Genomic DNA, 22,466 nt, shown 5'->3' with positions numbered 1-22,466 from the left:
TTCGAAGCCCTTTCGTCCCCGCTCACGAAAGGAGTCGTATGACCTTTCGAGACGGGACGCTGGTCGACTGGCGGCCGTGGGGACAGGAGGCCTTCGACGTCGCCGACCGGGCCGGAAAGCCCGTGTTGGCCTGCCTGACTGCGCCGTGGTGTGACTGGTGTGAGCGGATGGACGAGGAGACGTATTCGGACCCGAAACTCGCCGCCAACATCGGCGAGAGCTTCGTCCCCGTCCGCGTGGACGTCGACCGCAACCCTCGCGTCCGCGAACGCTACAACATGGGCGGCTTTCCGACGACCGTCTTCCTGACGCCCGGCGGCGAAGTGCTGACCGGCGCCACGTATCTCGCTCCCGATACGATGCGCGGCGTCCTCGATAGCGTCCGTGAGACGTGGAACGCCAAGGGCACCGCCGCCGGCAGCATTCCGCGGAACCTCTCGGATAGCAACCCGCCGAGCGGCGAGGTGACCGCCGACATTGAGGCCCACATGGTCGAACAGGTCGCGGCCTCCTTCGACGACGAGTACGGCGGCTGGGGCAGCGGCGGGAAGTTCCCCCTCCCGCGAACCATCGAGTTCGCCCTCAAGCGGGACCGCGACCGCGCGACCCGGACGCTCGAAGCCGTGCGGACCCACCTGCAGGACACCTACGACGGCGGCTTCTATCGGTTCGCCGAGAGCCGCAACTGGGGCGACCCCCACCGCGAGAAACTGGCCGACGAGAACGCCGGCCTCGTGCGCGCCTTCACCACCGGCTACCTCTATACCGGCGAGGACGCCTACGAGAACACCGCCGAGCGGGCCGTCGACTACCTGACGATGGACCTCTGGACCGGCGAGGCCTTCGCCGGCAGTCAGGCGGCTGACGACGACTACTACACGATGAACCCCTCGGACCGAGAGGAGGCCGAGCCACCCCACGTCGACGAGACGGTCTTCGCGGACCGCAACGGCATGGTCGCCGAGGCACTCCTCTCGTTCGCCGCCGTCACCGACCACGACGGGGCGACCCGGTACGCCGAGCGCGCGCTGGAGCACGTCCTCGATACCCACCTCGTCGACGGTCGCGTCGCCCACTTCGACGCCGAGGACAGCGAAACGGGGCTGCTCGCGGACCACGCCCGCCTGCTCGGCGGCCTCACGACCGCCGCACAGGTGACCGGCCCCGACGGCTGGCTCGAACCCGCTCGTGCGGTCGCCGACGACGCCATCGACCGCCTCGTCGCGGCCGACGACTCCTTCCTCGACGGCGAGCCGACCGGCGCCGGCCTGCTGGACCGCCCGCTGCGGCCGCTGGAGACGAACGCCGAGATGGCCGACGCGCTCATCGACCTGTGGGCACTGACCGGCGAGGACCGCTACATGGAGACCGCCACCGACGCGCTGGCGGCCTTCGCGGGCGCCTACGACCGCATGGGCGTCGAGGTCGCGGGCTACGCCGCCGCCTGTGCTCGTGCCCACTACGACCCGCTCGTCGTCCGGACGCCCCCGGCGGGCACGGACCTCCATCGGGCCGCGCTCCGCATCGCCGACCACGAGAAGGTCGTCGTCCCCGGCGAGCGCGACGACGCCGTCGTCGTCCGGTCGGGCGAGGAGACCGACCCCGCCGAAACCCCCGACGAACTGCTCGAACGGGCCGCCGACGGCCCCGCACCCTGATACGGGCCGGCGTTTCTGAGACGCCTCGCGAATCAACAACTCACCGATTGGAAAACCTCCGGTGTGTTTATAGCCCCCGGGGGAGAGAGCCACGATAATGGCAAGCCTCAGAGATCTCGGGCTTTCGGAGTACGAGGCTCGCGCGTATCGGGCGCTTTTAAAAACCGGCCCCACAACGGCCAAAGAGTTGTCGCGCGTCAGCGACGTGCCGATGGGCCGCATCTACGACGTGCTCAACAGTATCGAACAGTACAACCTCATCCGTTCGCAGTCGGCTTCACGGCCCAAGAAGTACGTCGCCGTCGAGCCGACGACGGCGCTGGACCGCCTGCTGGAGGACAAAAAGCAAGAACTCAGCGAGAAGGCCAATCAGTACGAGGACATCGTCGACGAACTCACCGGCGAACTCGAAACGGCCGAACCCGTCGAGGACACCTTCTGGACCGCCGCCGTCGGCCCCGACGAAACCATCGACCTGCTGGTCGAGCGGCTCTCGGCGGCCGATTCCCGCATCGTCATGGTGCTTTCGACCTACACCGAGCAGTTCTTCGACATCGACACCGTCGGGACGCTCATCCTCGACGAGTTGAGCGACGCCCTCGAACGCGGCGTCGAGGTCCAACTCCTGATGCGGCCCGACCTCGTTCCCGTCCTGCCGGAGTCCATCGGCGAGCGCTACCGGGCTTCGCTGACCGAACACGACGACTTCGCCGTTCGCACCAGCGAGAACGTCTCCGGTACGTTCACGCTCATCGACCGCAACGAGGTCGTCATCGAGGTGCCACACCCCCTCAAGAGTCAGGAGGTCTTCGCCATGATAGACCTCAAGGACCGCGAGTTCGCGGGCAACGTCCGCGCCGAGTTCGAACCCCGCTGGGAGAAAGCCCAGTCGCTCTCCTTTTGAGTCCGCCGTTCAGCGCCGCATTCCGTCCCGACGGGCGCTTTATTGTGTGAATTAGCCACAAGCAACATAACGCTCGCCGCCGAACGTTTCGGTCATCCCTCCGATGGAAGACAGCGAGCGCCTGGCGACGCTCCTCGATCTCGCCCAAGACAAGATCGTTCTCGTCGACGAAAGTGGGACCTACAAGTACGCCAACGCCGCCGTCGAACGGATTCTCGGGTACACCTCCGAGGAGTTCGTCGGGTTGAACGCCTTCGAGCAGATACATCCCCGAGACATCGAAACGGTACGGGAGCGGTTCGGGCGACTCATCGTCGCCGAGGGGGATACGACCGACACCGTCGAGTACCGACACCGGGCCAAGGACGGGTCGTGGGTGTGGTTGGAGAGCCGAATGCTGAACCGGAAGGACACGGCCCTCGACGGCTACGTCGTCAGTTCCCGGGACATCAGCGACCGGAAGGAGGCCGAAGCCGCCCACCGGGAGACGAAACAGCGCCTGCAAGAACTCGCCGCCAACGCCAAGGACGTCCTCTGGATGTTCACCGCCGACTGGGAGGACGTGCTGTTCGTCAACGACGCCTACGAGGACGTCTACGGCCAGTCGGTCGAGCGCATCGAGGAGGACTCGGCGGGCTTTCTCGACGCCATCCATCCCGACGACCGCGAAGCCGCCAGCGAGGTCATGGCCAGAGTGTCGGCCGGCGAAGCCATCGAAACCGAATACCGCGTCCACCCCGGGCGGGACTACCGGCGCTGGGTGTGGGTACAGGCCCAACCCATCATCGAAGACGGTGAGGTCGCCCGCATCGTCGGCTTCTCGCGCGACATCACCGACCGTCGCCGCCGCGAGCGCCAACTTCGAGTGATGGACAACCTTCTGCGACACAACCTCCGGAACGACCTCAACGTCATCATCGGCCACGCCGAACTGGCCCGCGAGGAGGGCTGTCCGGCGGTCGTCGACGACATGGATACGATACTCGAAACCGGCACGGACCTCCTGACGACAGCCGAGAAGGAGCGGAAAATCGTCGAGACCCTCGTCGATATGGAGTCACCCCAGCACCTCGACCTGCAGGAGGTCGTCCGCGAGACCGTCGAAATGGCTCGCTCGGCGTTCCCCGAGGCCGACATCGACGTCGAGACACCGGGAACGGTGACGGCCATCGCCCTCCCGGAGGTCAGGCGCGCGCTCTACGAGCTGCTCGAAAACGCCGCGAAACACGCCGAAGAAACGCCCGAGATATCGGTCCGGCTCCGAACTGTCGGACAGGAGGTCGAACTCGTCGTCGTGGACAACGCCCCCGAGATTCCCGACTACGAGTTCGAGCCGCTTTTCGGCGCCGCGGAACTCTCCGACCTGTTCCACGGCACCGGCCTCGGCCTCTGGCTCGTCTACTGGATCGTCGACCTCTCGGACGGCACCCTACAGTTCGAGCCCACCGAGGACGGCGGCAACCGGGTCACCGTCCGCCTCCCACGGGCCGACTAGCTGTCGCCGTTTACTTCCTGCTTCAACTGGCTGAACTCCGCGACGCGCTCGGCGTGGGCGTTGTGCTGGTGAATCGACTCGTCGTTGGACTGTTCCATGTAGACGACCGCGTCCTCGGCGAGGTCCGGGTACGATTCGACCAGTCCCTCGGCCATCGCGCGCACGCAGTCCTCGACGAACTTCGCGTCGGCGTGTGACTCGTAGGTCATGTGGTCCTCGTCGGGGCGCTTCGCGAGGTTGTAGATGCGCGCGCTCATCGAATCCCGCGCGATGTCGATGAGTTCCCGCAGGTCGACGCTCGGGTCACCCGAGGTCTCGACGGTCAGCGTGGCGTGGCCGCGCTGGGAGTGACCCGGCTGTGGCACCTCCTCGAGGAACTCGTCGATGGTCTCGCGGTCCACATCGAGACCCTCCAGTACGTCCCGGGCCCGCGATTCGCTCATGCCCTGCGAACACGGACAGACCGTCATCCCGACGACGTGACAGCCGATTTCCTCGCGGGTCCCGTCTTCGCTGGCCGTCGCCGAGGCGATGATGTCGGCCGTCGCCTGCGTCGGCAGGTTCGAGGCCGGCGTCTCGTCGCGAATCATGTACTCGGCTTCCATGCGGACCTCCGTCTGCGTCGTGTACTCGTGTTTCTCCAGCAGGCGCTCGGCGACGTCGCCGCAGATGTCCTCGACGCGAAGCGCGGGTTCGGAGACCGCCTCCTCGAGCATCTCGTCGACGACCTCCATATTCCGGCTCATGTCCGCGCCCTTCCGCCAACTCGGCAGGTCGACGAAGACGTCGAACTCCGCCATCAGCACGATGGGGCGCTGGTCCTCCCGGTGGAGTTTCACGAGCTTTTCGACGCCCGTCACGCCCACCCGGTTGAGCCCAACGCTCACGTCGGGACTGGACGCCTGTACGTCCGGCAGCTGCTTACTCATTACATATTTAAACGGCGTGGCGGCCGTTAGGCGTTTCGAAAGGGGCAGCTAGAGGGATTCAGTGTAACTTATCTGTGGTTTCCGGTAGACTGAGCCGTATTTTATTTATAAATGAAGATTGGGAACAACTCGACCGCAAACAGCCGGAAAGCCCTCGGTCCGCTGACGACTCCCCTTTGGCGCCAGCGGGGCTCACGGGTCGCTTCGCTCCCCGTTCGCCCATACCGAGACGCTCACTCCGTTCGCGTCTCGCGCGTCTCGCCTTTTCAGTCCACCAAGAGAGCAAGCTCTCCTGAGCCCTCGTTCACTCCCTTCGGTCGTTCACGAGGACACCAGGACCGCGACCGCACCGCGCCTGCCCTTCCCCGGGTCGGATGGTCGGCCATGCGGCCGACCCATCCTCCCGGCCGATTGACTATTTATAAAATGGAACAGTGAATACCCGACCGACTCACTCCAGTTTGCCGAGGGCGGCGAAGAAATCCAGCGGCGGCCCCGCGATTCGGACCGGGTTTTCGGCCCGGCGAATCCGAACGTTCGTCGGGAGGTCGATTTTCTCCCGCGTTCGGCCGTCGGCGACGACGAAGGCGTGGGCGGCTTCCTCGACGCGGATGGTGAGTTCGACGTCGGTCGGTACCGACAGCGACGGCATCCCGCCCTCGGCGCACATCTCGGTGACGACGAAGGCCGGGACCTCGGGGTGGACGAGGGGGCCGCCCTCACTGAGGTTGTAGGCCGTCGACCCGGTCGGCGTCGAGACGAGGACGCCGTCGGCGCGGCCGCCCGAATAAAGGTCGCCGTCGACCCGGATTTCGGTCCCGATGCCGTTGTTGCGACCGCGCTGGGGGCCGAGGACGGTCACCTCGTTGACCGACGCCGGGAGTTGCCAGCCGTCGCCCTCCGCGCGGACCTGCGGGAGTTCCTGATAATCCGTCTCGCCCGCACGGTAGCGGTCGATTTCGCGTTGGACCGTCTCGACGGCCTCTTCGGGCGAGATGACGTTGAGGAAGCCGACCTCGCCGAGGTTGACGCCCATGACGGGGGTCGGCGTCACCTCGCGAGCGGTAAAGAGGAAGGTGCCGTCGCCGCCGATGGAGACCACGAGGTCACAGGCCGCGAGGTCGCCGACCGACTCGCCGGGTTTATCGAGGCTCTCGGCGGTCGCCATATCGAGGGAGATGGAGACGTCGACGTTCCGGCGAATCTCGTCCGCGAGGGCGGCGGCCCGGGGGTTGTCCCGCTGGGCGACGATACCGACGTGCATCGACGCCGACTTCGGTGTCCTCCGACAAAAACCCCGGCGACACGGCGGGACGGGCGGCGAAGACGGTGGCCCACCGAACCGGGAGTCGAACACGAAAGTACGGGTAACATTAACGGTGTAGCGAACTTACAGGTCGGTATGCGCGAGTCGGATCGAGGGCAACCATGAGCGGCGACGAGGACGATTGGTTCGAAAGCGCTGACGACGGGCCCTTCGACGAGAGCGAGGACGAGGAGTTGTTCGAGGAGGACTTCGAAAGCGCGTTCGAGAGCGGAGGCGGCGGCGAGGACTTCGAGGAGGACTTCGAGTCCGAGATTCCACGTATCGACCTCGGCATCGAGGGCCTCGACGAGATGGTTCAGGGCGGCGTCCCCGAGCGCTCGCTTCTGGCCGTCATGGGCGCCGCCGGGACCGGCAAGACCACCTTCGGCCTGCAGTTCCTCCAGCGGGGCATCGAGAACGACGAGAAGGCGATTTTCATCGCCCTCGAAGAGAGCCGCGACGCCGTCATTCAGGCCGCCGAGGAGAAGGGCTGGCCCTTCGAGGAGTACATCGACGACCGGAAACTCGCCGTCGTCGACCTCGACCCCATCGAGATGGCCAACAGCCTCACCTCGATTCGCGGGGACCTCCCGCGGTTGGTCGACGATTTCGACGCCCAGCGACTCGTCCTCGACTCCGTGTCCCTACTGGAGATGATGTACGACAAGCAGGCCGAACGCCGGATGGAGATATTCGATTTCACGCGCGCGCTGAAGGAGGCCGGCGTCACGACGATGGTAACGAGCGAGGCCAGCGAGGGCAACCCCTACGCCTCCCGCCACGGCATCATCGAATACCTCACCGACGGCGTCTTCGTCCTCCAGTACGTCCGCTCGGAGTTCCGGGAGACACGACTGGCCGTCGAGATACAGAAGATACGGAACGCCAACCACTCACGGGAGACGAAACCCTACGAGATTACCAGCGACGGCATCTCGGTCTACCAGCAGGCGAACATCTTTTAAATAGGTGCCGCGCTTCGGCACGAGATTGGGCCGGGGATTACCTGACGACGGTTACGGGAACCGGTGACCGCCGAACCACGTTCTCCGCGACGCTACCGAGCAGTATCCGTGAAACGCCCTCTCGCCCGTGGCTTCCGATGACGACCTGGTCGCAGTCCGCCGCCGCGTCGGTTATCTCTCGGGTCGGGCGGCCGACCTCCTTTCGGGTTTCGACGTCGATACCCGCCGACTCGGCGTCCTTTCGGACCTCCTCGAAGAGGTTCTCCGTGGCTTCCTCCTGTGCATCGAACCACTGGCCGGCCCCGGCGCCGTTGAGGCCGATTCCGTAGCCAGCCTGTACGGGGTCGATGACCCGAAGCACGACGAGCGTCGCGTCGGGGAACCGCTCGGCGGCGTGTTCGAAGGCCTTCCAGGACTGCCCGGAGCCGTCCATCGGAACGAGAACTCGCATACGCGGAGGAACGCGGCGGGGCCCGATAAAGGTAGCCGGCCCCGTCGCCGGCCCGTCTCAGTCCCGTCCATGCCGGGTCAGACACCGCGGCAGACCGATGAGTTCGACCGATTCGGAGTTGTCCGGCGAGTAGACGACCATCTGGCCCTTCTCCATATACGGAACTTTGTTTTCGAGGGTCGACGGGATGTTCACGGCCTTGATGGCGTCCTCGTCGCCGAGGTTGAGGACGATGGTCGTGTTTATCTGCTTGAAGATGGGGTCGGCGATGTCCTGTGGGTCCTGCGTGATGAGAAAGAGGCCGAGGCGCTCCTTGCGGCCCTGTTTGGCCGCGTCGGCGAACTTGCCGATGACCTTGGTGGCCTGCACGCTGTCGGCGTCGGTCAGGAAGTTGTGGGCCTCGTCCATACCGAGCAGGAGCGGCGTCTCCTTGATGCGGTCGAACTCGGGGTCGTTCGAGAGTTTCTCGTCGACCAAAAGCGACGCCACCGCCAGCACGACCGTCGTCGTCGCCCGCGAGTCGCTGATGTGGTAGGTCGGCACCGTCGTCAGGCCGCCGGGCCGGACGAACTCCGAGACGAGGTCGGTGATGGGCCGGGCCTCCTGGTCGAAGACGTCGTCGAAGCCGTAGACGCGCCGCTTGATGGCATCGAAGGTCGCCTCGTGGACCCGGCCGGACTCGTCGAGTTCCTCCTGTAGCGCCGGGTCGTCGAGGAAGGACTTGAACTGGCTATAGGTTCCGGAGTCGCCGTACTGCTTCTTGAACCGGGGCAGGAGGACGCTGACGAGGGCGCCGTACTGGTTGTCGTTGAGCGACGACCCCGCGATGAGCCACGGGTTGTCGTAGACCATCGAGAAGGGGATGGTGAACTCCACCTGCTCGGCGCGGTGATGGGATGCGGCGTAGGTCGCATCGCCGACCTTCGGAACGAACGCCTTGGTGTCGTCGACGCCACCGTGGGCGATTCCCTCCCGCTCCAGTCGACGCTCGTAGTCGGCGTCGATGGCTGGATTGTCGTCGTGCATCTGGGCGTACTCGTCCTGCGGGTCGAACTGCACGACCGCCGGCGAGACCTCGCGGCCGTCCTCGATGGGGTACCAGCGCTCGTCGGCCAGATACTGCCGGAGCATGTTCTTCGCGCCGTGGGTCTTCCCCGACCCCGTGCCGCCCGCCACCAGCGTGTGCCGGAAGACCAGCGGGTCGCCGGACTCGTAGTCGTCCTTCAGGCGGTAGTCGATGGTCGGCGGGTCCGCCGCAGTTCGGACCTTCTCGCCGCCGACGGAGAGATGCCCCAGGAAGACGCCCTCCTCGGGTATCTTGAGGCCGGTTTTGATCTCCGCCGAATCCTCGGCCTGCCGGACCACGGTTTCGGGTTTCGGCACGCGGTCGGTCATCCGGCGTTTGAGTTCGCCGCCCTCCGAGTAGAGGACGGCGACGGGTTCCAGCGACGCCATGAACTTGTAGTCGTTCTCGTCGATGTCGTCCTGTCGCATCGCCCGGCGGGAGTGAATCTCGGTGGCGTCGTCCGAGCGGAACTCCTGGGCGTATTCGAGGGCGACGATACGACAGAAGAGGCGCTCGCCGTCGGGATAGGAGGCGATGAGATAGCTCCCGATGCGGACCGCCGAGCGGTTCTCGACGGTGACGTAGGCGCGAAGGCAGGTGTCGTCGTCCTCCTCGCTGATGATGAGACCCTCGGAGGCCGACAGCGTCCCGATGCCGCGGTCCGAACCGGCGGGCGAGACGTCGACCTCCTCGAAATCGTCCTCGTCCTCGCCAGCATCGACAGGTTCGCTGCCGCCGGACGAGGAATCGTCGTCGGGCTCGTAATCCTCGAAATCGCCCAAATCGGACATACCTGTTCTGTGTTCGCCATCCGTCAAAAACCCTCTCTTGGCGCGGTGGAAGTAGAGCGGGACAGACGACGGAGGAGAAAACGGACGCAAGCATCCGCCGAGCGGGCCGGTAAAAACACCCCGAGCGGTTCGCGGCACGATTGCAGGGAGGAGACCCCGTTTAAATGTATCTTATAACGGCATCGGCCCGCTCCCGCGGCCATCGCTGTTGCCGTCCCCAGCCGACTGGCGGGCCTGCGAGAGCATCTCGGAGACGGGTTGTTGATAGTCGTAACCGGGGACGATACCCTCCATGTAGGTGCCTTCGACGAATTCGGTCATCGCCTTGGCCATGTCGGGAGCGTGGTCGGCGTTGCCCCATTCGAATTCGAAGACGGCGACGGCGTCGTCCGATTCTTCGAAGACGCGCTGGTCGGTGAATTCGACGTCTTGGCGAACGGCCATGTGGGTGTCTTCGAGGCGGCGTTCGTAGGTGTCGAACCAGCCGTCCTCGACGGCGGAGCCGACGACATCGGCGGTGACCGCCGACAGCATCGGCGCGCGGACTTCGAGGGTGTAGGCGAGGTCCCAGTCGTCGGTTTCCGCGGCCGTCACCCGGCCGGCGAACGTCGTCGTCGTCACGTCGAACCACTTGCCGTCGCGCTCGAAGGCCTCGTGGCCCTCGAAGGCGCGGACGAACCGGTCCGGCAGGTCGTCGGTCATTACGACCGGATAGGGGAGTGACGTTCAAAAGGGCGTCGTGGGAGGGCGTCCCGAACGGTGAGTCGAACCGGGGTTAGTCGTCTTCGGGGTCGGTGTCCTCGTCGGTGCCGACGAACGCTTCGAGGTCCTCGTGGTAGAACTCGCCGAGGTCGGTGCCGTCGATGGTCTGGACGTAGGTGTAGAACTCCCCTTCGTCGAGCGCTGACTGGACCATGCCGGCGGCGTATCGACTGTCGTATCGACCCGCGACGAGGATGATCGTCCCGCTTTCGGGGTCGATGTACTCGGTGACGATGAACGTCGACTGTTTGACCTCGCGCCGGTAGACGAGGTACTCGGGGAACTCGCCCCGTTCGTAGGCGTCTTCGAAGGCGTCGGCTTTGTTGTCGGGGATGACAAAGGAGAGCCCGAACCGGTCGTCGTCACCGACGTCCCGGTTTTTGGGGTTGACGTGGATGGCGAACATCGAGGTGACGTCCCAGCCGTCCTCGCGACGCTCGGCCTCGATGGCCTCCATGTCGTCGAGGGTCGCCTGCCAGGCTTGCTGTTCGGGCGGCGATTGGGGACGAACCCCCGTCGGCTTGTCGTTCGGGTCGGGATTCGGGTCCATAGTGATACTGTGACAAGAAGCCGGATAACTCTTAACTCTCGGCGTTGTTCCGAGACCGCAGATTCGGCCCCCGTGCGCTTAGACGACGCCGAAGACGGCCTCCATCAGATACGACAGCAGGAGGATGGCGACGCTGCTCCAGAAGAGTTTGCCGGCCGACGACAACCGCCGGTCCGGCGGCGGCGGCCGAATCCAGCGAAGCGGCGGCAGCCCTCGCACGAACGTCTGAAACCGCGTCTCGTTCGTGGCGGCGGGAATCGACCCGCCCGGCGGGGAGACGCCGGACATCGTGTCCTCGTCGAGGTCCTCCGGCGAACTGGGCCACAGCCGCACCGTCGAATACGCCATCAGGCCGAACCCGGCCAAGAACAGCAACGCTTTCATCCGGACGAACCCGCCGCCGGTCGCCACGCCGAGGACGAACGCCAGCACAGCCGTCACCGCGGCGGCGACGAGCGCGTACACCGCGGCATCCACGAAGACCAGCGCCGCGATTCGAAGGCGAACGGCGAGAGGGGCGTCACGGCTCATACACGCCGGTCAGAGATGTCGGTCCTCGAGGACCTGCGCGGGAGAGCGGTACCCCTCTTGATGGCGATGACAGAGGCTGATACGGCCGGTATCGCTGACCCCGTGATACTCGGGGGACTCGGACTCACAGACGCTGCCGAACTCCGCACGAATCGTCTCGAGTGCGGCGGCCTCGTCGCTGTCCCGAACGTCGTCGGCGATGTCGTCGAGGACCGTCTGGACCTTCTCGGGTACCTCGAAATCGCCGAACAGTTCGTCGTATATCTCCTCGATGGTCCCGAACCGGGATTCGCGGCCGAGCAGTTCGCCGATGCGGTCCCGAACGGTCCGCTCGGCGCGGTGCCGCTCGCGGAGCACCTCCCGGAGCGTGGTGAGTTGCGTCCACAACTCGTCGTCGAGGTCGGCGTACTCGTCGGGCCGAATTCGTGCCGGACACCGCGTGCTGAACGGACAGCCGTCCGGCGGATACCGTGGATTCGGCGGCGTCCCATGCAGCGTGATGCGGCTCTTTTCGACGGTCGGGTCCGGTTCGGGAATCGCCGACAGCAGCGCGTGCGTGTAGGGGTTCGAGGGGTCGGTGAACAGCTCCTCGGTCGGCCCGATCTCCATGATGTGGCCGAGATACATCACCGCGACCCGGTCGCAGATGTGCCGGACCACCGAGAGGTCGTGAGCGATGAACAGATAGGTCAGGCCGAACTCGGACTGCAGGTCCTCCAGCAGGTTGATGACCTCCGCCTGCACGCTCACGTCGAGCGCGGAGACGGGTTCGTCGAGGACGATGAACTCCGGTTCCAGCGTCAGCGTCCGGGCGATGCCGATACGCTGCCGTTGGCCGCCGGAGAACTGGTGGGGATATCGGTAGTAGTGTTCCTGCCGGAGGCCGACCGTTTCGAGCAGTTCCCGGACGCGCTGGCGGCGCTCCTGTGGCGTCTTCCAGTCGTGGACGTCCAGCGGCTCGCGGACGATTTCGCCGACGGTCATCCGGTCGTTGAGGCTGGAGTCGGGGTCCTGAAAGACCATCTGGGCGTTTCGTCGCCATTTCTGCATCTCCTTGCCGGACAGCGTCGTGATGTCCGTGCCGTCGAACTGGATATCGCCGCCGGTGGCGTTTTCCAGTTGGACGAGCGTCCGGCCGAGCGTGCTTTTCCCACAGCCGGATTCGCCGACCAGTCCGAGCGTCTCGCCGCGCTTGATGTCGAAGGAGACGCCGTCGACGGCCTTGACGGGATTGCCGCCGAACAGGCTGTTATCGTCGTAGTAGGTCCGCAGGTTGCGAACCCGGACCATCACGTCCTCGTCGTCGGGCGATACTACGCTCTGGGTCTGACTCTGGGTCACGTCTGAACTCATCGGTCCTCACCTCGGCTCTCCTTGCTGATGTGGTACTCGACGGCCTGTTCCGTCGACATGTCCTCGGGATACAGCAGACAGGCAGCGGTGTGGTCGGCGCTGTCCTCGTCGACTTCGACCGGAACGGGATGGACCTGCTCGCAGTCCTCGAAGGCCTTCGGACACCGCGGCGCGAACCGGCAATCCGTCGCCGGTTCGTTCGGCGTCGGGACGTTCCCCTCGATGGTTTCGAGGCGCTCGCCGGACTGGTTGCCGGGAATCGACCGGAGCAACCCCTGTGTGTAGGGGTGTTTCGGGTTCTCGAACAGCGACTCGGCATCGGCCGTCTCGACGATTTCGCCCGCGTACATGACGTTGACGCGGTCGGTAATCTCCGCGATGACGCCCATGTCGTGGGTGATGAACATGATGGCGAGGTCCCGCTCTTCCTGCAACTCGGCGAGCAGGTCGAGAATCTGGGCCTGGATGGTCACGTCGAGCGCCGTCGTCGGTTCGTCACAGATGAGGACTTCGGGGTCGCAGGCCAGCGCCATCGCGATGACCGCACGCTGGCGCATCCCGCCGGAGAACTGGTGCGGGTACTCGCGGATACGGCGCCGCGCGTCCGGGATGCCGACCGCCTCCAGCAGGCGGATGGCCTCCCGGGTCGCCTCCTGCCCGTCCATGTCCTGATGGAGGTCGAGCGCCTCCTTGATCTGGTTGCCGACGGTGTAGACGGGGTTGAGGCTCGTCAGCGGGTCCTGAAAGACCATCGCGATTTTGCCCCCTCGCATGGCACGCTGGGCCTCGCCGCTGAGTCGCGATATCTCGATGAAGCCGCCCTCGATGTGTTCGGGCGATTCGGGGTCGCCCTCCGTGACGAAGATACAGTCGTTTTCGTCGACGAGGTCCAACTCGTCGCCGTAGCCGGCGGCGACGAAGTCGGCGACCGTCGCCTCCTCGGCGCTCTCGTAGCCGAAATCCGTCGGCGTCGCGTCGATACCCGACCGGTCGAAGAGGTCGGCGGCGTCGTACTGGTCGGCGAGCGAGCCGACGTCCACCGCCCGTTTCGGGAACCGTTCGGCGAACTCGCGGACCGTCTCCAGATGGTTAAAACGGATACTCGACCCGCGAAGCACCTGTCCGGGCGATTCGATGAGGCCCATAATCGAGCGTGCCGTGACGCTCTTGCCGGAGCCGCTTTCGCCGACGATGCCGACCGTCTCGCCGGGCGTGAGGTCGAAGGAGACCCCGTCGACCGCGCGGATGGTCTCCTTGTCGGTGAAGAACGCGGTCTGGAGGTTCCGGACGGTCACGATGTCGTCGGTACGGCCGGCCGGCCGTTCCCGCTGTCGTTCCATCGCCATCAGCCACCACCTCCGGTGGCGGCGGCGTCGCCACCGCTGATGTCGCTTTCGGGGTCGATGGCGTCGCGGATGCCGTCACCCAGGGCGTTGAACCCGGTGACGACGAGGACGATCATTATGCCCGGCAGCGTCGAGATGTGCCACGACGACGTCGAGACGTACGAGCGACCGGAGGAGACGATACGCCCCCACTCGGGGGTCGGCGGATTGATACCGAGCCCGAGGAAGGAAAGCGCGGCGGTAGCGATGATGATACCGCCCAACAGCAGCGACGCGTAGATCATGATGTAGCTCGCGATGTACGGTGCCATGTGTTTTCGCATCGTCATGAGCGGGCTCTGGCCGTAGCTCTTGGCGGCGTCGACCCACTCCTCTTCGGCCACTTGCAAGGAGGGGCCGCGTATGGACCGCCACAGCGTCGGCCAGTACACCCCCGCGAAGATGAGCGCCAACAGGAAGCCCCCATCGTATATCTGTGCTATCGGATGGTTGGCCTCCTGAAAGACCACCGATAACAGCAGTACCATCAGGAACGCCGGGATGGAGATGATGGTATCACTCGCGATGATGGTAAAGAGGTCGATCAACCCCTTGTAGTAGGCCGTCACGAGCGACAGCACCAGCGCGATGAGCGTCCCGAGGCCGATGGCCGTGATGCCGATAACCAGCGACGTTCTGGCCCCGAAGGCCACGTAGGTAAAGAGGTCCTTGCCGTCCTGATTGGTGCCGAGCGGTGCCCACCGGTTGTACTGGTCGTAGCTCAGCGGCCCGACGTTGCTGTCACCCCCCTGCGAGCGGGTGTTGATGTTCGCCGCGCCGTGGGTCACCGTCTTGACCTCACCGTCTTCGGTGTACTGGAACTCGTTTTCGTAGGGACTGTACAGGTTGCCCTCGGCCGTGACGGGGCCGAGAGCGGGCGCCCAGATGGCCATCACGACGAAGGCGAAGACCACGACGAGGCCGAAGATGCCCCAGTAGTGGGTCCGGAAGCGATTGACGCTGTCGTCGCGGGGCGTCCAGTCGGCCTCGCGGTAGTGTTCGCGGAAGGTGTCGTAGCCCTTCCAGAGCCACCCGAGCAGGAGGAAGGCGTAGGCGTAGATTACCAGCACGCGGACCGCCCACGCCCACGCGGGCGAGAGTCCCATGAAGGTCTCCTCCCAGCCGCTGCCGTCGGGGTTCTGATACCCCTGATTCGGAATCGTCTCGCGGCTGGTCAGCGTCTGCATCGAGGCGACCGATTCGACGCCGCCCCTGATTGCCGTGACGACCGCATCGAGAACGCCGCCGAGGGGCGTCCAGACGATGAGGGCCGCGAGAACACCGAGTCCGAGCGCGAGGAGGCCGCGCTCGATGAGTTCCTCCTGACCGGCGCTCCGCTCGATGCCGAGGCGGTCGACGATGGATATCGGGACGAACAGCCACTTGACGACGACTGCCGCAAGCCCCAGGAACAACAGCGCCGCCAACAGGTACGCGATGCTGCCGGCCACCGAACCGAGCGTGCCGGCGACGTTGCCTTCGACCCAGCCCGGTCCCTTCGCGAGGCCGGTGATGAGGAACCAGAGGGCGTCACCGAACGCGAGGACGCCGCGTGCGAATCGCCCCAGTTCGACGGCGACCAGCAGGGCGAACCCGGCGAGCCACAGCAGCGCCGGACGTGGGTTCGTAACGATACGCTCACGGAGCGTCATGTCGTCTGTCTGAGTGCTCATTGGTCGTACCCCACGCGTGGATCGAGAACCGTATACAGCAGGTCCTGCACGATGTTCAGGAAGATGATGATGAGTGTGAAGATGTAGATGAGCGACCCGGCAAGCGGCAGGTCACCCTGTACGGCCGCCTGGAAGAACAGCCGCCCGATACCGTTGATGTTGAAGACCGACTCGACGATGACCGAGCCACCGATGAGCAGGAACGCCTCGTTGGTGATAATGGGAAGCAGCGGAATCAGCGCGTTCCGGAAGACGTGCTTCCAGACGATGACGCGACTCGACAGCCCCTTGGCCTTGGCCGTCTCGACGTAGTTGGAGTTGATAGTCTCAAGGACGGCCGTCCGCCCGATTCGGAGTTCCGAGGCCATCGACGCCGACCCCAGAACGATGGCAGCCGGCAGAATGACCTTGATGGCGACCGCCAGCGTCATCCACTCGAAGGAGAGGCCGGTCGGAATCGAGACGACGCCGAGGTCGGCCCAACTGCTGACGTCAACGAAGTCGAGCGACGGAGCGCCGATGAGGCTCTCGGTGTTCGGGCCGAACTGATACCAGTCGAAGCCGAACCAGCCGCCGCCGTCGGTCCGTCGAAGCACGGTCAACAGCATGATGCCCAGCCAGAAGTTCGGCATCGCCAGCCAGACGATGCCGCCGAAGGACGCGACGTAGTCGCCCCAACTGTTCGGGTTCATCCCCGCGTAGAAGCCGAGCGGGATACCGATGAAAAGCGGCAGGAGGATGGACCAGAACCCGAGCCACAGCGTTCGCGGGCCGAACGTACGGAGTAGTTCGAACACGCTCCGGCTCGGGTGCAGAACCCACGACTGTCCGAGATTGAAGGTTATCAGGTCGGTGATGAAGTCGATGTACTGCTGCCAGAGCGGCTGGTTCAATCCGAGGCTCTCGCGTATCGCGTTGGCGTCGGCCCCGGACAACCCGCCCGGACCGAGCATCGCGGCGACCGGGTCGAGCGGCCCCATCCGGAGGACGACGAAGATGACCGTCATCACGAGGAACAGGACGGGCACCGAGAGTAACAGCCGCTTGAAGAAGTATCTCCAGCGGCTCATATCGTATCAGTACTCCGTTCAATCGACATATTTTGAGCTATTCGGTGGATATACATCGGAGGTTCTTAGGTATCGTGGTTTCGCGGCGGCTCACCGGTTATATCGGGACATCTGGCTAGCTATGCGTCCGCCAAAAAGCCGACAACGGAGGGGTTTACTCGTCGCTGCCTTCGAGGCCGACCTGCCAGTCGAGGTAGTAGCCGTCCGTCTCGGCGGGCATCGTGCTCGTGTCGGTGTTTTCAGGCTCGAACCCGAACAGGCCGTAGGCGGGGTCGACCCAGCTCCAGATCCAGCCGAGCGAGTAGAACTCGAGGTCGCCTTCCTCACCGCGGCTGATGAGCGTGTTGAACGGCGCCGTCTCGAGTTCGAGGCTGATACCGGTGCCGTCGAGCTTGTCACGGGTGAGGCGGCCGAACTCCTGGAAGACCTCCGAGTCGTAGGTGGTCAGCGTCATGTCGAAGGGCTCGTCGGCCGTGAAGCCGGCGTCGTTGAGGGTCTGCGTGGCCGACTCGCGGTCGGTCTCGTTGCGCGAGTAGGGCCAGTTGTCGACCCACTGGTTGTAGCCGTCGGGACCGGTCGGCCACATGCCCGGTGGCGTGAAGCTGAACGCGGGCGCACCGCGACCCTTGAACACTTGGTCGATGAGTTCCTGGTGGTGGGTGACGTACGCGACGGACTGGCGGACCGCCTTCGGCACCTGGGGAACGTTAAATGCAACGTAGAACACCGACAGGGTGGGAACGCCGAGGTAGTTGACGGTGTCGCCGTTTTCGAGGGGACCGTAGGTACCGGCGTCGCGACCCTGGTCGTCCTCCTCGGCGTCGACGTTGTCGGGGTTGTAGAAGGAGGTCGGGATGGTAAAGAGGTCGAGGTTCCGCTCGAGGTAGGCCGTCTGGTGGGCGTTGTCGTCCTCGATGATGCTCCAGCGGATGCCATCGAGTTCCGGCCCGTCGCCGTGGTAGTCACCGTAGGCGGTGACCTCCGCGAAGTCGGCGCTGGCCCACTCCTCGAACTCGAAGGGACCGGTGCCGTTCTCGGCCTCGTTGTTGATTTCGTCGGCGGTGACCTCGCCATCGTAGCCCTCGACGTCGCCGACGTAGCCTTCCGGCATCACGCCGAAAGCGTCGTAAGCGAGAATGTCGAGTGCGGCCGGCTGCGGGGTCTGAATCGTCATCTCGAGGGTGTAGTCGTCGACGACCTCGAGGGCCAGCGAGTCAGGGACGACGTTGCCCTCGTCGTCGGTCTCGTGCTCGACGCCGAGGAACCCGCTGTCGAGGACGAAGTTCGCCCGAACGCTGTTGGGGGATTCGGCGAGGCGCCGCATCGAGTACTTGACGTCGGCGGCGGTCATTTCGCCGCCCCCGTGGAACGTGACACCCTGCTTGAGGTTGAAGGTGTAGGTCAGACCGTCGTCGGAGACCTCGATGGAGTCGGCTAGCTGGTTTTCGATCTCCGGGTTCCCGTTGATGTAGTTGACGAGGTTCTCGTACATCTGCTGGATGACCCGGCCCGAGGCCGTGTCGTCCGAGCGGATGGGGTCGATCGTCGACATCGTCCCGTTGATCATCACCAGGACGTTCTCGTCCTTCTCGTCGGAGGAGGTGTCGACCGTCGTGGTGTTGTGCTGGAGGCGGTGGATGCCGAGCGAGCCGAACTTCGGCATGTCGACCCAGTCGTACCAGAACCACTCGGTGAGTTCGTGGTACAGCGGCAGCAGAACCATGTCGTCGCGTACCGCTTCCTCGATCTCGACGAATGCCTCGGTACGGATGTCCTCAGCATCGGGACCGGGGTTGTTCTCGACGGTCTCCCAGGCTTCCTGGGCTTTCGGGGCTTCCGTCGTATAGACGGTCTCGTCTTCCGGCGTGGCGGTAGGCGTATCGTCGTCGCCGTTGCCGTTTCCGTTACCGTTGCCATTGCCGTTACCGCTGTCACCACAGCCAGCGATAGCGACGGCACCGGCGGTACCGCCAGTCGCCTTCAGGAACGTCCTCCGTGAAAGGGAGTCTTTGTCTGACATCTCGTCTGTCCCATATCCCTCGTCCGTTATAAATCCGAGGGAAAAACCACTAGAGTAAGCGGGGTGGCACCCCCTCGATTCGGCCTCGCTCGGATGTAGCGGTGATAAAACACCCGGAGAGACGCCGTCATCGAGAGGCAATTGTTACCCAGAAGGATGTTTTTAACCATATAATCAAGTTTGCACGCCTACATGTCGGTGTGGATTGGAGAAATGTTCAGTTTGGTTTCAGGAACACGCGCGACGGCGGCATGCGGGAAGCTCTGCTCGGTATTACGGAGGTGCTCCCTGCGGTCGCGTCTCTAATGGGAGATTACTCACGTTCGTTCGAGCCACCACCTCACAAGTTCGCGGCGCGCTGCGCCGCTCACTAATGGCGACCTTCGCTTCACTCAGGTCGCCCAACCTCACGGCTCGCTTCGCTCGCCGTTCGTTTTCGTGGTTCTCGCTCCCTGCGGTCGCTCCGAACCACGCTATGCGAGGGGAGGGATTCGAACCAAAACCAGACGTGCTCGCTCACTTCGTTCGCTGTGCGCGACTGGTAGGCTTCGAATCCTCCGCGCACTCGCACGGCTACTCACATACGTTCGCATCGGCGAGTGCGAGGGGAGGGATTCGAACCCACGGACCCCTACGGGAGCGGATCTTAAGTCCGCCGCCTTTGTCCTGACTCGGCCACCCTCGCGCATCACCACGTCCGCGTGTGTCGCGCAAAGGCGTTACGGTGGCGGGACGAGCGTTACCAGTCGACCGAAAGCGTCCCGTCGCCGTTCGGGTCCGGCGCGATCTCCTCGTTCGTCCGCCGGTCGATGACGTGAATGACGCCGCGGTCCTTCTTGGCGGGACAGGCCTCAGCGGCACTGACGTTGTGGTCGAGGTCCTCCTCGTCGAAGAAGTACACGTCGGGCTTGGCGATACCCGTCGTGATGTCCATCTCCCAGTTGACGGAGACCTCCGCGCATTTGCCCGCCGCGATGCACTTGTTCGCCTCGAAGATTATCTTGTAGGGCGCCTCCTCGATGGGTGGTGCGTCGCCTTCCCCGATATCGCTCGGGTCGATGGGCTCGTCGGCCATACGCCTACTCGGGGGGCGGTGGGTTTGGGTGTAACGACTACGGCGCGGCGGATTCGCCCGGCGATGCGGACTCGGCCGCCGCCTGCTCCAGTTTCCGAAGCCGGTCGGGCAGGCCGATGGCATAGACGGTCTCGCCGGGCAGGAGCGCCCGACTCCGCCGCGGTATCGCCTCGATATCGCCGTCGCTCGTCCGGACCGCGACGACGGAAACGTCCACCGCGCCCACGACGCTCCGTGCGAGCGCGCTCCCTTCGCGGACGGTGACGACACCCATCGTCTCGGCGGCCGACCGGAGTTGGGCCGCGAACTCCCGGTCGACGCGGGCTTCGACCGGCAGCGTGACCAGCCGATAGCGCGCCTCCGTGTCGATTCGCTTGGCCGCCTCTTCGTCCATCGCCAGCGTCACCACGTCCTCGGCGGTCCCCCGGAGTTCGGCGTTCGTGATTCGCTCGGGGGCGGTCCCGCTTTCGGCGTCGCCGGTCGTCCAGACCTGCACGACGTCGCCGGGGCTGGCGTTGTTCGGCGGGTCGGCCTTGAGGGCGACGGCGGCGCTGCCCGGCGGGAGCGTCGGCCCGATACCCGCCTCCCGACTGCCGAGGGCGAGGTACTCGATTTCGGCCGTCTCGGTGAGGTCGACGTCGACGTGGCCGACGCCGTAGTCCGTCCGGAGCCGCTCGATGAGTCGCTCACGGAGCTGCTCAACGGTGAGCCGCCGGGGGAACAGCAACGTCCGGCCCGCGAGTTTCGTCTTTATCGCCGGGTCGACCGGGTTGTAGCCGTCGATGTCGTATATCTCGTCCGGCACTTCGACCGTCGTCACCCGGCCGACGGTCTTGACGATACGGCTGAGGTCGGCCTCGACGGATTTCCGCCCGGAGACCGCGAAGAGACCGATTCCCGTTCGGTCCCCGAGTCGGCCGCCGGCCGCTGCCGCGAGGCCGGCCACGAAGAACGTAATCACGTTGAAGACGGCGGTTTCGGGCGCCAGCAGGTCGCGCTGGCCGGTGATGACCTGCCCGAGCGCCCCGGAGGTGTTCAGATACAGCGCGACCGCACTGAGACCGACCAGCACCGACAGCCCCTCCGGCACCTGGTCGTCGACCTGCCAGCGGTGCAGGAGGCCGACCCCGGCGCCCATCAGCCCCGCCAACACGACCAGCACGATACCGAGGGCGACGTCGACCAGCAGGCCTCCGAGGGCGGACTGCAACGCGGGGGTCACGCGACCACCTCCTCGAAGCCGTTCAGGGCATCGCGTTTCCCGACGACGAACAGGTCATCGCCCGCCAGCAGTTCCGTGTCGCCACGCGGGGCGACCTCCCACCCGCCCGGTCGCTTGACCGCCAACACGGCGACGTCGTGGACCTCCCGGACGTTGAGCGCCGCCAGCGTCACGCCGTCGAGGTCGCTGTCCGGCCTGACCGTCAACTTCCGGAACCGCTTGCCGGCCCGCCGAAGCAGCGAGATGAGTTCGAACTCCCGGCGGGTGCCACGCGCCGTCACGACGACCGTCCCGCGCTGGATGCCCAGCAGTTTCTCGGCGTCCGACCGCGGGACGGCGACGGTTATCCGGCCTTCGCCACCGGTAGCCGTCGGTGCGGCGACGGGCGCTGGCGGCGCGTCGCCGCCGGTCGTCCCGCCGTCGGGTACCGCGTTCTCCTCCTTCTTGCCGGACCGAGCGGCGATGACCGTTCCGCCGACGGCGAGGTCCTCCGAGAGGACCAGTACCTCGTCGCCGCGGGCCAGCCCCGTCGGCACGAGCGCGTCTATCGAGACGGCCCGATGGCCGGCGGGCACCCGCTTGGAGACCCCCGACAGCGGCGGTGCAGCGATGACCGTCGCCTTGCCGCGTTCGTCGATGCGAACCGAGGCGTCCACGAGGTCCAGTTCCGTCTTCAGCCGCTCGACGAAGCGGGATTCCAATTCCGAGATGGGAACGTCCGCCGGGAACCGCCACTCCCCGTTCTTGATGGCGGTCCGGGTCGCCTCCGAGACGGGCGGATATCCCTCCATGTCGATGACTTCGCCGACGACCTCGACGGTCACCTCGCCGCGGGAGCCGACGAGTTCGACCACGTCGCTGGAGAGGGTGCGCTCTCGGAGCCGTTTGAACGAGAGCCGTTTCGGGAACTCCGCGCCCATCTTGTCGCCCTTCGCGTGGGCGTACAGCGACAGCATCAACACGACCAACAGGGCGACGACGATGCGAAAGCCCGACTCGGTGACCGCCGGGTCCGACAGCGCCAGCAGACCGCCGTTGATGCCCGCAAGCGCCAAGGCGAGGACGACGACACCGAACGCGGGGATGGAGACGCCGGTGAAATACCGGACGATGAACCCCAATCCCCACGCGACCAGTGCCGGAAACATCCCCGTGAGAACGCCGAGATAGATGCCGAGAAGGACCTCAACCGGAAACGCCTGTACCATGACGGATGCAGACGACGCCCCACGTTAAACCACTACCGCCCCGGAGTACGCC

The 22,466-nt window shown here is 65.3% G+C and carries 19 protein-coding genes and 1 tRNA gene; 4 read left to right on the top strand and 16 right to left on the bottom strand.

Annotation, left to right across the window (positions count from 1 at the left end):
• Positions 1-38 precede the first annotated feature (38 nt).
• The 3 genes from U5914_RS08175 to U5914_RS08165 all read left to right on the top strand — a co-directional run bounded on the left by U5914_RS08175 (position 39) and on the right by U5914_RS08165 (position 4,057).
• Complete coding sequence (locus U5914_RS08175; protein ID WP_336135268.1) at positions 39-1,658, top strand: DUF255 domain-containing protein; 1,620 nt, start codon at positions 39-41, stop codon at positions 1,656-1,658.
• Between the two features lie 97 nt (positions 1,659-1,755).
• The gene (locus U5914_RS08170) at positions 1,756-2,562 is read left to right on the top strand and encodes a TrmB family transcriptional regulator (RefSeq protein WP_336135267.1); all 807 of its coding nucleotides are present in this window, start codon (positions 1,756-1,758) and stop codon (positions 2,560-2,562) included.
• Between the two features lie 103 nt (positions 2,563-2,665).
• Positions 2,666-4,057 (top strand): PAS domain S-box protein, encoded by a 1,392-nt coding sequence (locus U5914_RS08165; protein WP_336135266.1) that lies wholly within the window; start codon positions 2,666-2,668, stop codon positions 4,055-4,057.
• Here U5914_RS08165 and mptA read toward each other — a convergent pair.
• A complete protein-coding gene (gene mptA, locus U5914_RS08160; protein ID WP_336135265.1) occupies positions 4,054-4,986 on the bottom strand; it encodes a GTP cyclohydrolase MptA in 933 nt (310 codons plus the stop codon). The genes U5914_RS08165 and mptA overlap by 4 nt on opposite strands.
• Before the next feature lie 451 nt (positions 4,987-5,437).
• Positions 5,438-6,250 carry an NAD(+)/NADH kinase gene (locus U5914_RS08155; RefSeq protein ID WP_336135264.1) on the bottom strand — a complete coding sequence of 271 codons (813 nt, stop codon included), beginning with the start codon at positions 6,248-6,250 and terminating at the stop codon, positions 5,438-5,440.
• Between the two features lie 164 nt (positions 6,251-6,414).
• On the opposite strand from U5914_RS08155, the gene U5914_RS08150 reads away from it, so the two are divergent.
• On the top strand, positions 6,415-7,257 hold the full coding sequence (locus U5914_RS08150; protein ID WP_418766753.1) for a KaiC domain-containing protein: 843 nt from the start codon (positions 6,415-6,417) through the stop codon (positions 7,255-7,257).
• A gap of 37 nt (positions 7,258-7,294) precedes the next feature.
• Here the strand turns inward: U5914_RS08150 and U5914_RS08145 are convergent, their stop codons facing one another.
• From U5914_RS08145 to U5914_RS08080, 14 genes are all read right to left on the bottom strand, one after another.
• Positions 7,295-7,708 (bottom strand): universal stress protein, encoded by a 414-nt coding sequence (locus U5914_RS08145; RefSeq protein ID WP_336135263.1) that lies wholly within the window; start codon positions 7,706-7,708, stop codon positions 7,295-7,297.
• Between the two features lie 57 nt (positions 7,709-7,765).
• Positions 7,766-9,565 carry an ATP-binding protein gene (locus U5914_RS08140; RefSeq protein WP_336135262.1) on the bottom strand — a complete coding sequence of 600 codons (1,800 nt, stop codon included), beginning with the start codon at positions 9,563-9,565 and terminating at the stop codon, positions 7,766-7,768.
• 171 nt (positions 9,566-9,736) lie between these two features.
• Positions 9,737-10,267, bottom strand: a complete 531-nt coding sequence (locus U5914_RS08135) for a DUF5813 family protein (protein WP_336135261.1) — start codon at positions 10,265-10,267, stop codon at positions 9,737-9,739.
• 73 nt (positions 10,268-10,340) lie between these two features.
• Positions 10,341-10,877: a DUF7529 family protein gene (locus tag U5914_RS08130; RefSeq protein WP_336135260.1), complete on the bottom strand. Its 537-nt coding sequence runs from the start codon at positions 10,875-10,877 to the stop codon at positions 10,341-10,343.
• A 78-nt stretch (positions 10,878-10,955) separates the two neighbouring features.
• Complete coding sequence (locus U5914_RS08125) at positions 10,956-11,408, bottom strand: DUF7555 family protein (RefSeq protein WP_336135259.1); 453 nt, start codon at positions 11,406-11,408, stop codon at positions 10,956-10,958.
• Positions 11,409-11,417: 9 nt separating this feature from the next.
• A complete protein-coding gene (locus tag U5914_RS08120) occupies positions 11,418-12,761 on the bottom strand; it encodes an ABC transporter ATP-binding protein (protein WP_336135258.1) in 1,344 nt (447 codons plus the stop codon).
• The gene (locus U5914_RS08115; RefSeq protein ID WP_336135257.1) at positions 12,758-14,107 is read right to left on the bottom strand and encodes an oligopeptide/dipeptide ABC transporter ATP-binding protein; all 1,350 of its coding nucleotides are present in this window, start codon (positions 14,105-14,107) and stop codon (positions 12,758-12,760) included. Before U5914_RS08115 ends, U5914_RS08120 begins: the two co-directional genes overlap by 4 nt.
• A complete protein-coding gene (locus U5914_RS08110) occupies positions 14,107-15,819 on the bottom strand; it encodes an ABC transporter permease (RefSeq protein ID WP_336135256.1) in 1,713 nt (570 codons plus the stop codon). The genes U5914_RS08115 and U5914_RS08110 overlap by 1 nt, the downstream gene beginning before the upstream one ends.
• Entirely contained in the window at positions 15,816-16,889 is a 1,074-nt protein-coding gene (locus U5914_RS08105; RefSeq protein WP_336135255.1) for an ABC transporter permease, read from the bottom strand. The genes U5914_RS08110 and U5914_RS08105 overlap by 4 nt, the downstream gene beginning before the upstream one ends.
• Positions 16,890-17,043: 154 nt before the next feature.
• A complete protein-coding gene (locus U5914_RS08100; RefSeq protein ID WP_336135254.1) occupies positions 17,044-18,909 on the bottom strand; it encodes an ABC transporter substrate-binding protein in 1,866 nt (621 codons plus the stop codon).
• Between the two features lie 600 nt (positions 18,910-19,509).
• Positions 19,510-19,594 (bottom strand) — tRNA-Leu (locus U5914_RS08095).
• Between the two features lie 54 nt (positions 19,595-19,648).
• Positions 19,649-19,984: a ferredoxin gene (locus U5914_RS08090; protein WP_336135253.1), complete on the bottom strand. Its 336-nt coding sequence runs from the start codon at positions 19,982-19,984 to the stop codon at positions 19,649-19,651.
• Positions 19,985-20,021: 37 nt separating this feature from the next.
• Positions 20,022-21,206, bottom strand: coding sequence for a DUF8167 domain-containing protein (locus U5914_RS08085; RefSeq protein ID WP_336135252.1), 1,185 nt, complete (start codon positions 21,204-21,206; stop codon positions 20,022-20,024).
• Positions 21,203-22,414 (bottom strand): DUF8167 domain-containing protein, encoded by a 1,212-nt coding sequence (locus U5914_RS08080; protein WP_336135251.1) that lies wholly within the window; start codon positions 22,412-22,414, stop codon positions 21,203-21,205. The genes U5914_RS08085 and U5914_RS08080 overlap by 4 nt, the downstream gene beginning before the upstream one ends.
• Positions 22,415-22,466 lie beyond the last annotated feature (52 nt).

The organism is Natronomonas amylolytica (assembly GCF_037031205.1).
Lineage (GTDB): Archaea > Halobacteriota > Halobacteria > Halobacteriales > Haloarculaceae > Natronomonas > Natronomonas amylolytica.
Note: the sequence above shows the minus strand (reverse complement) of the source record. Positions and strands in the feature narration are given on the sequence as shown.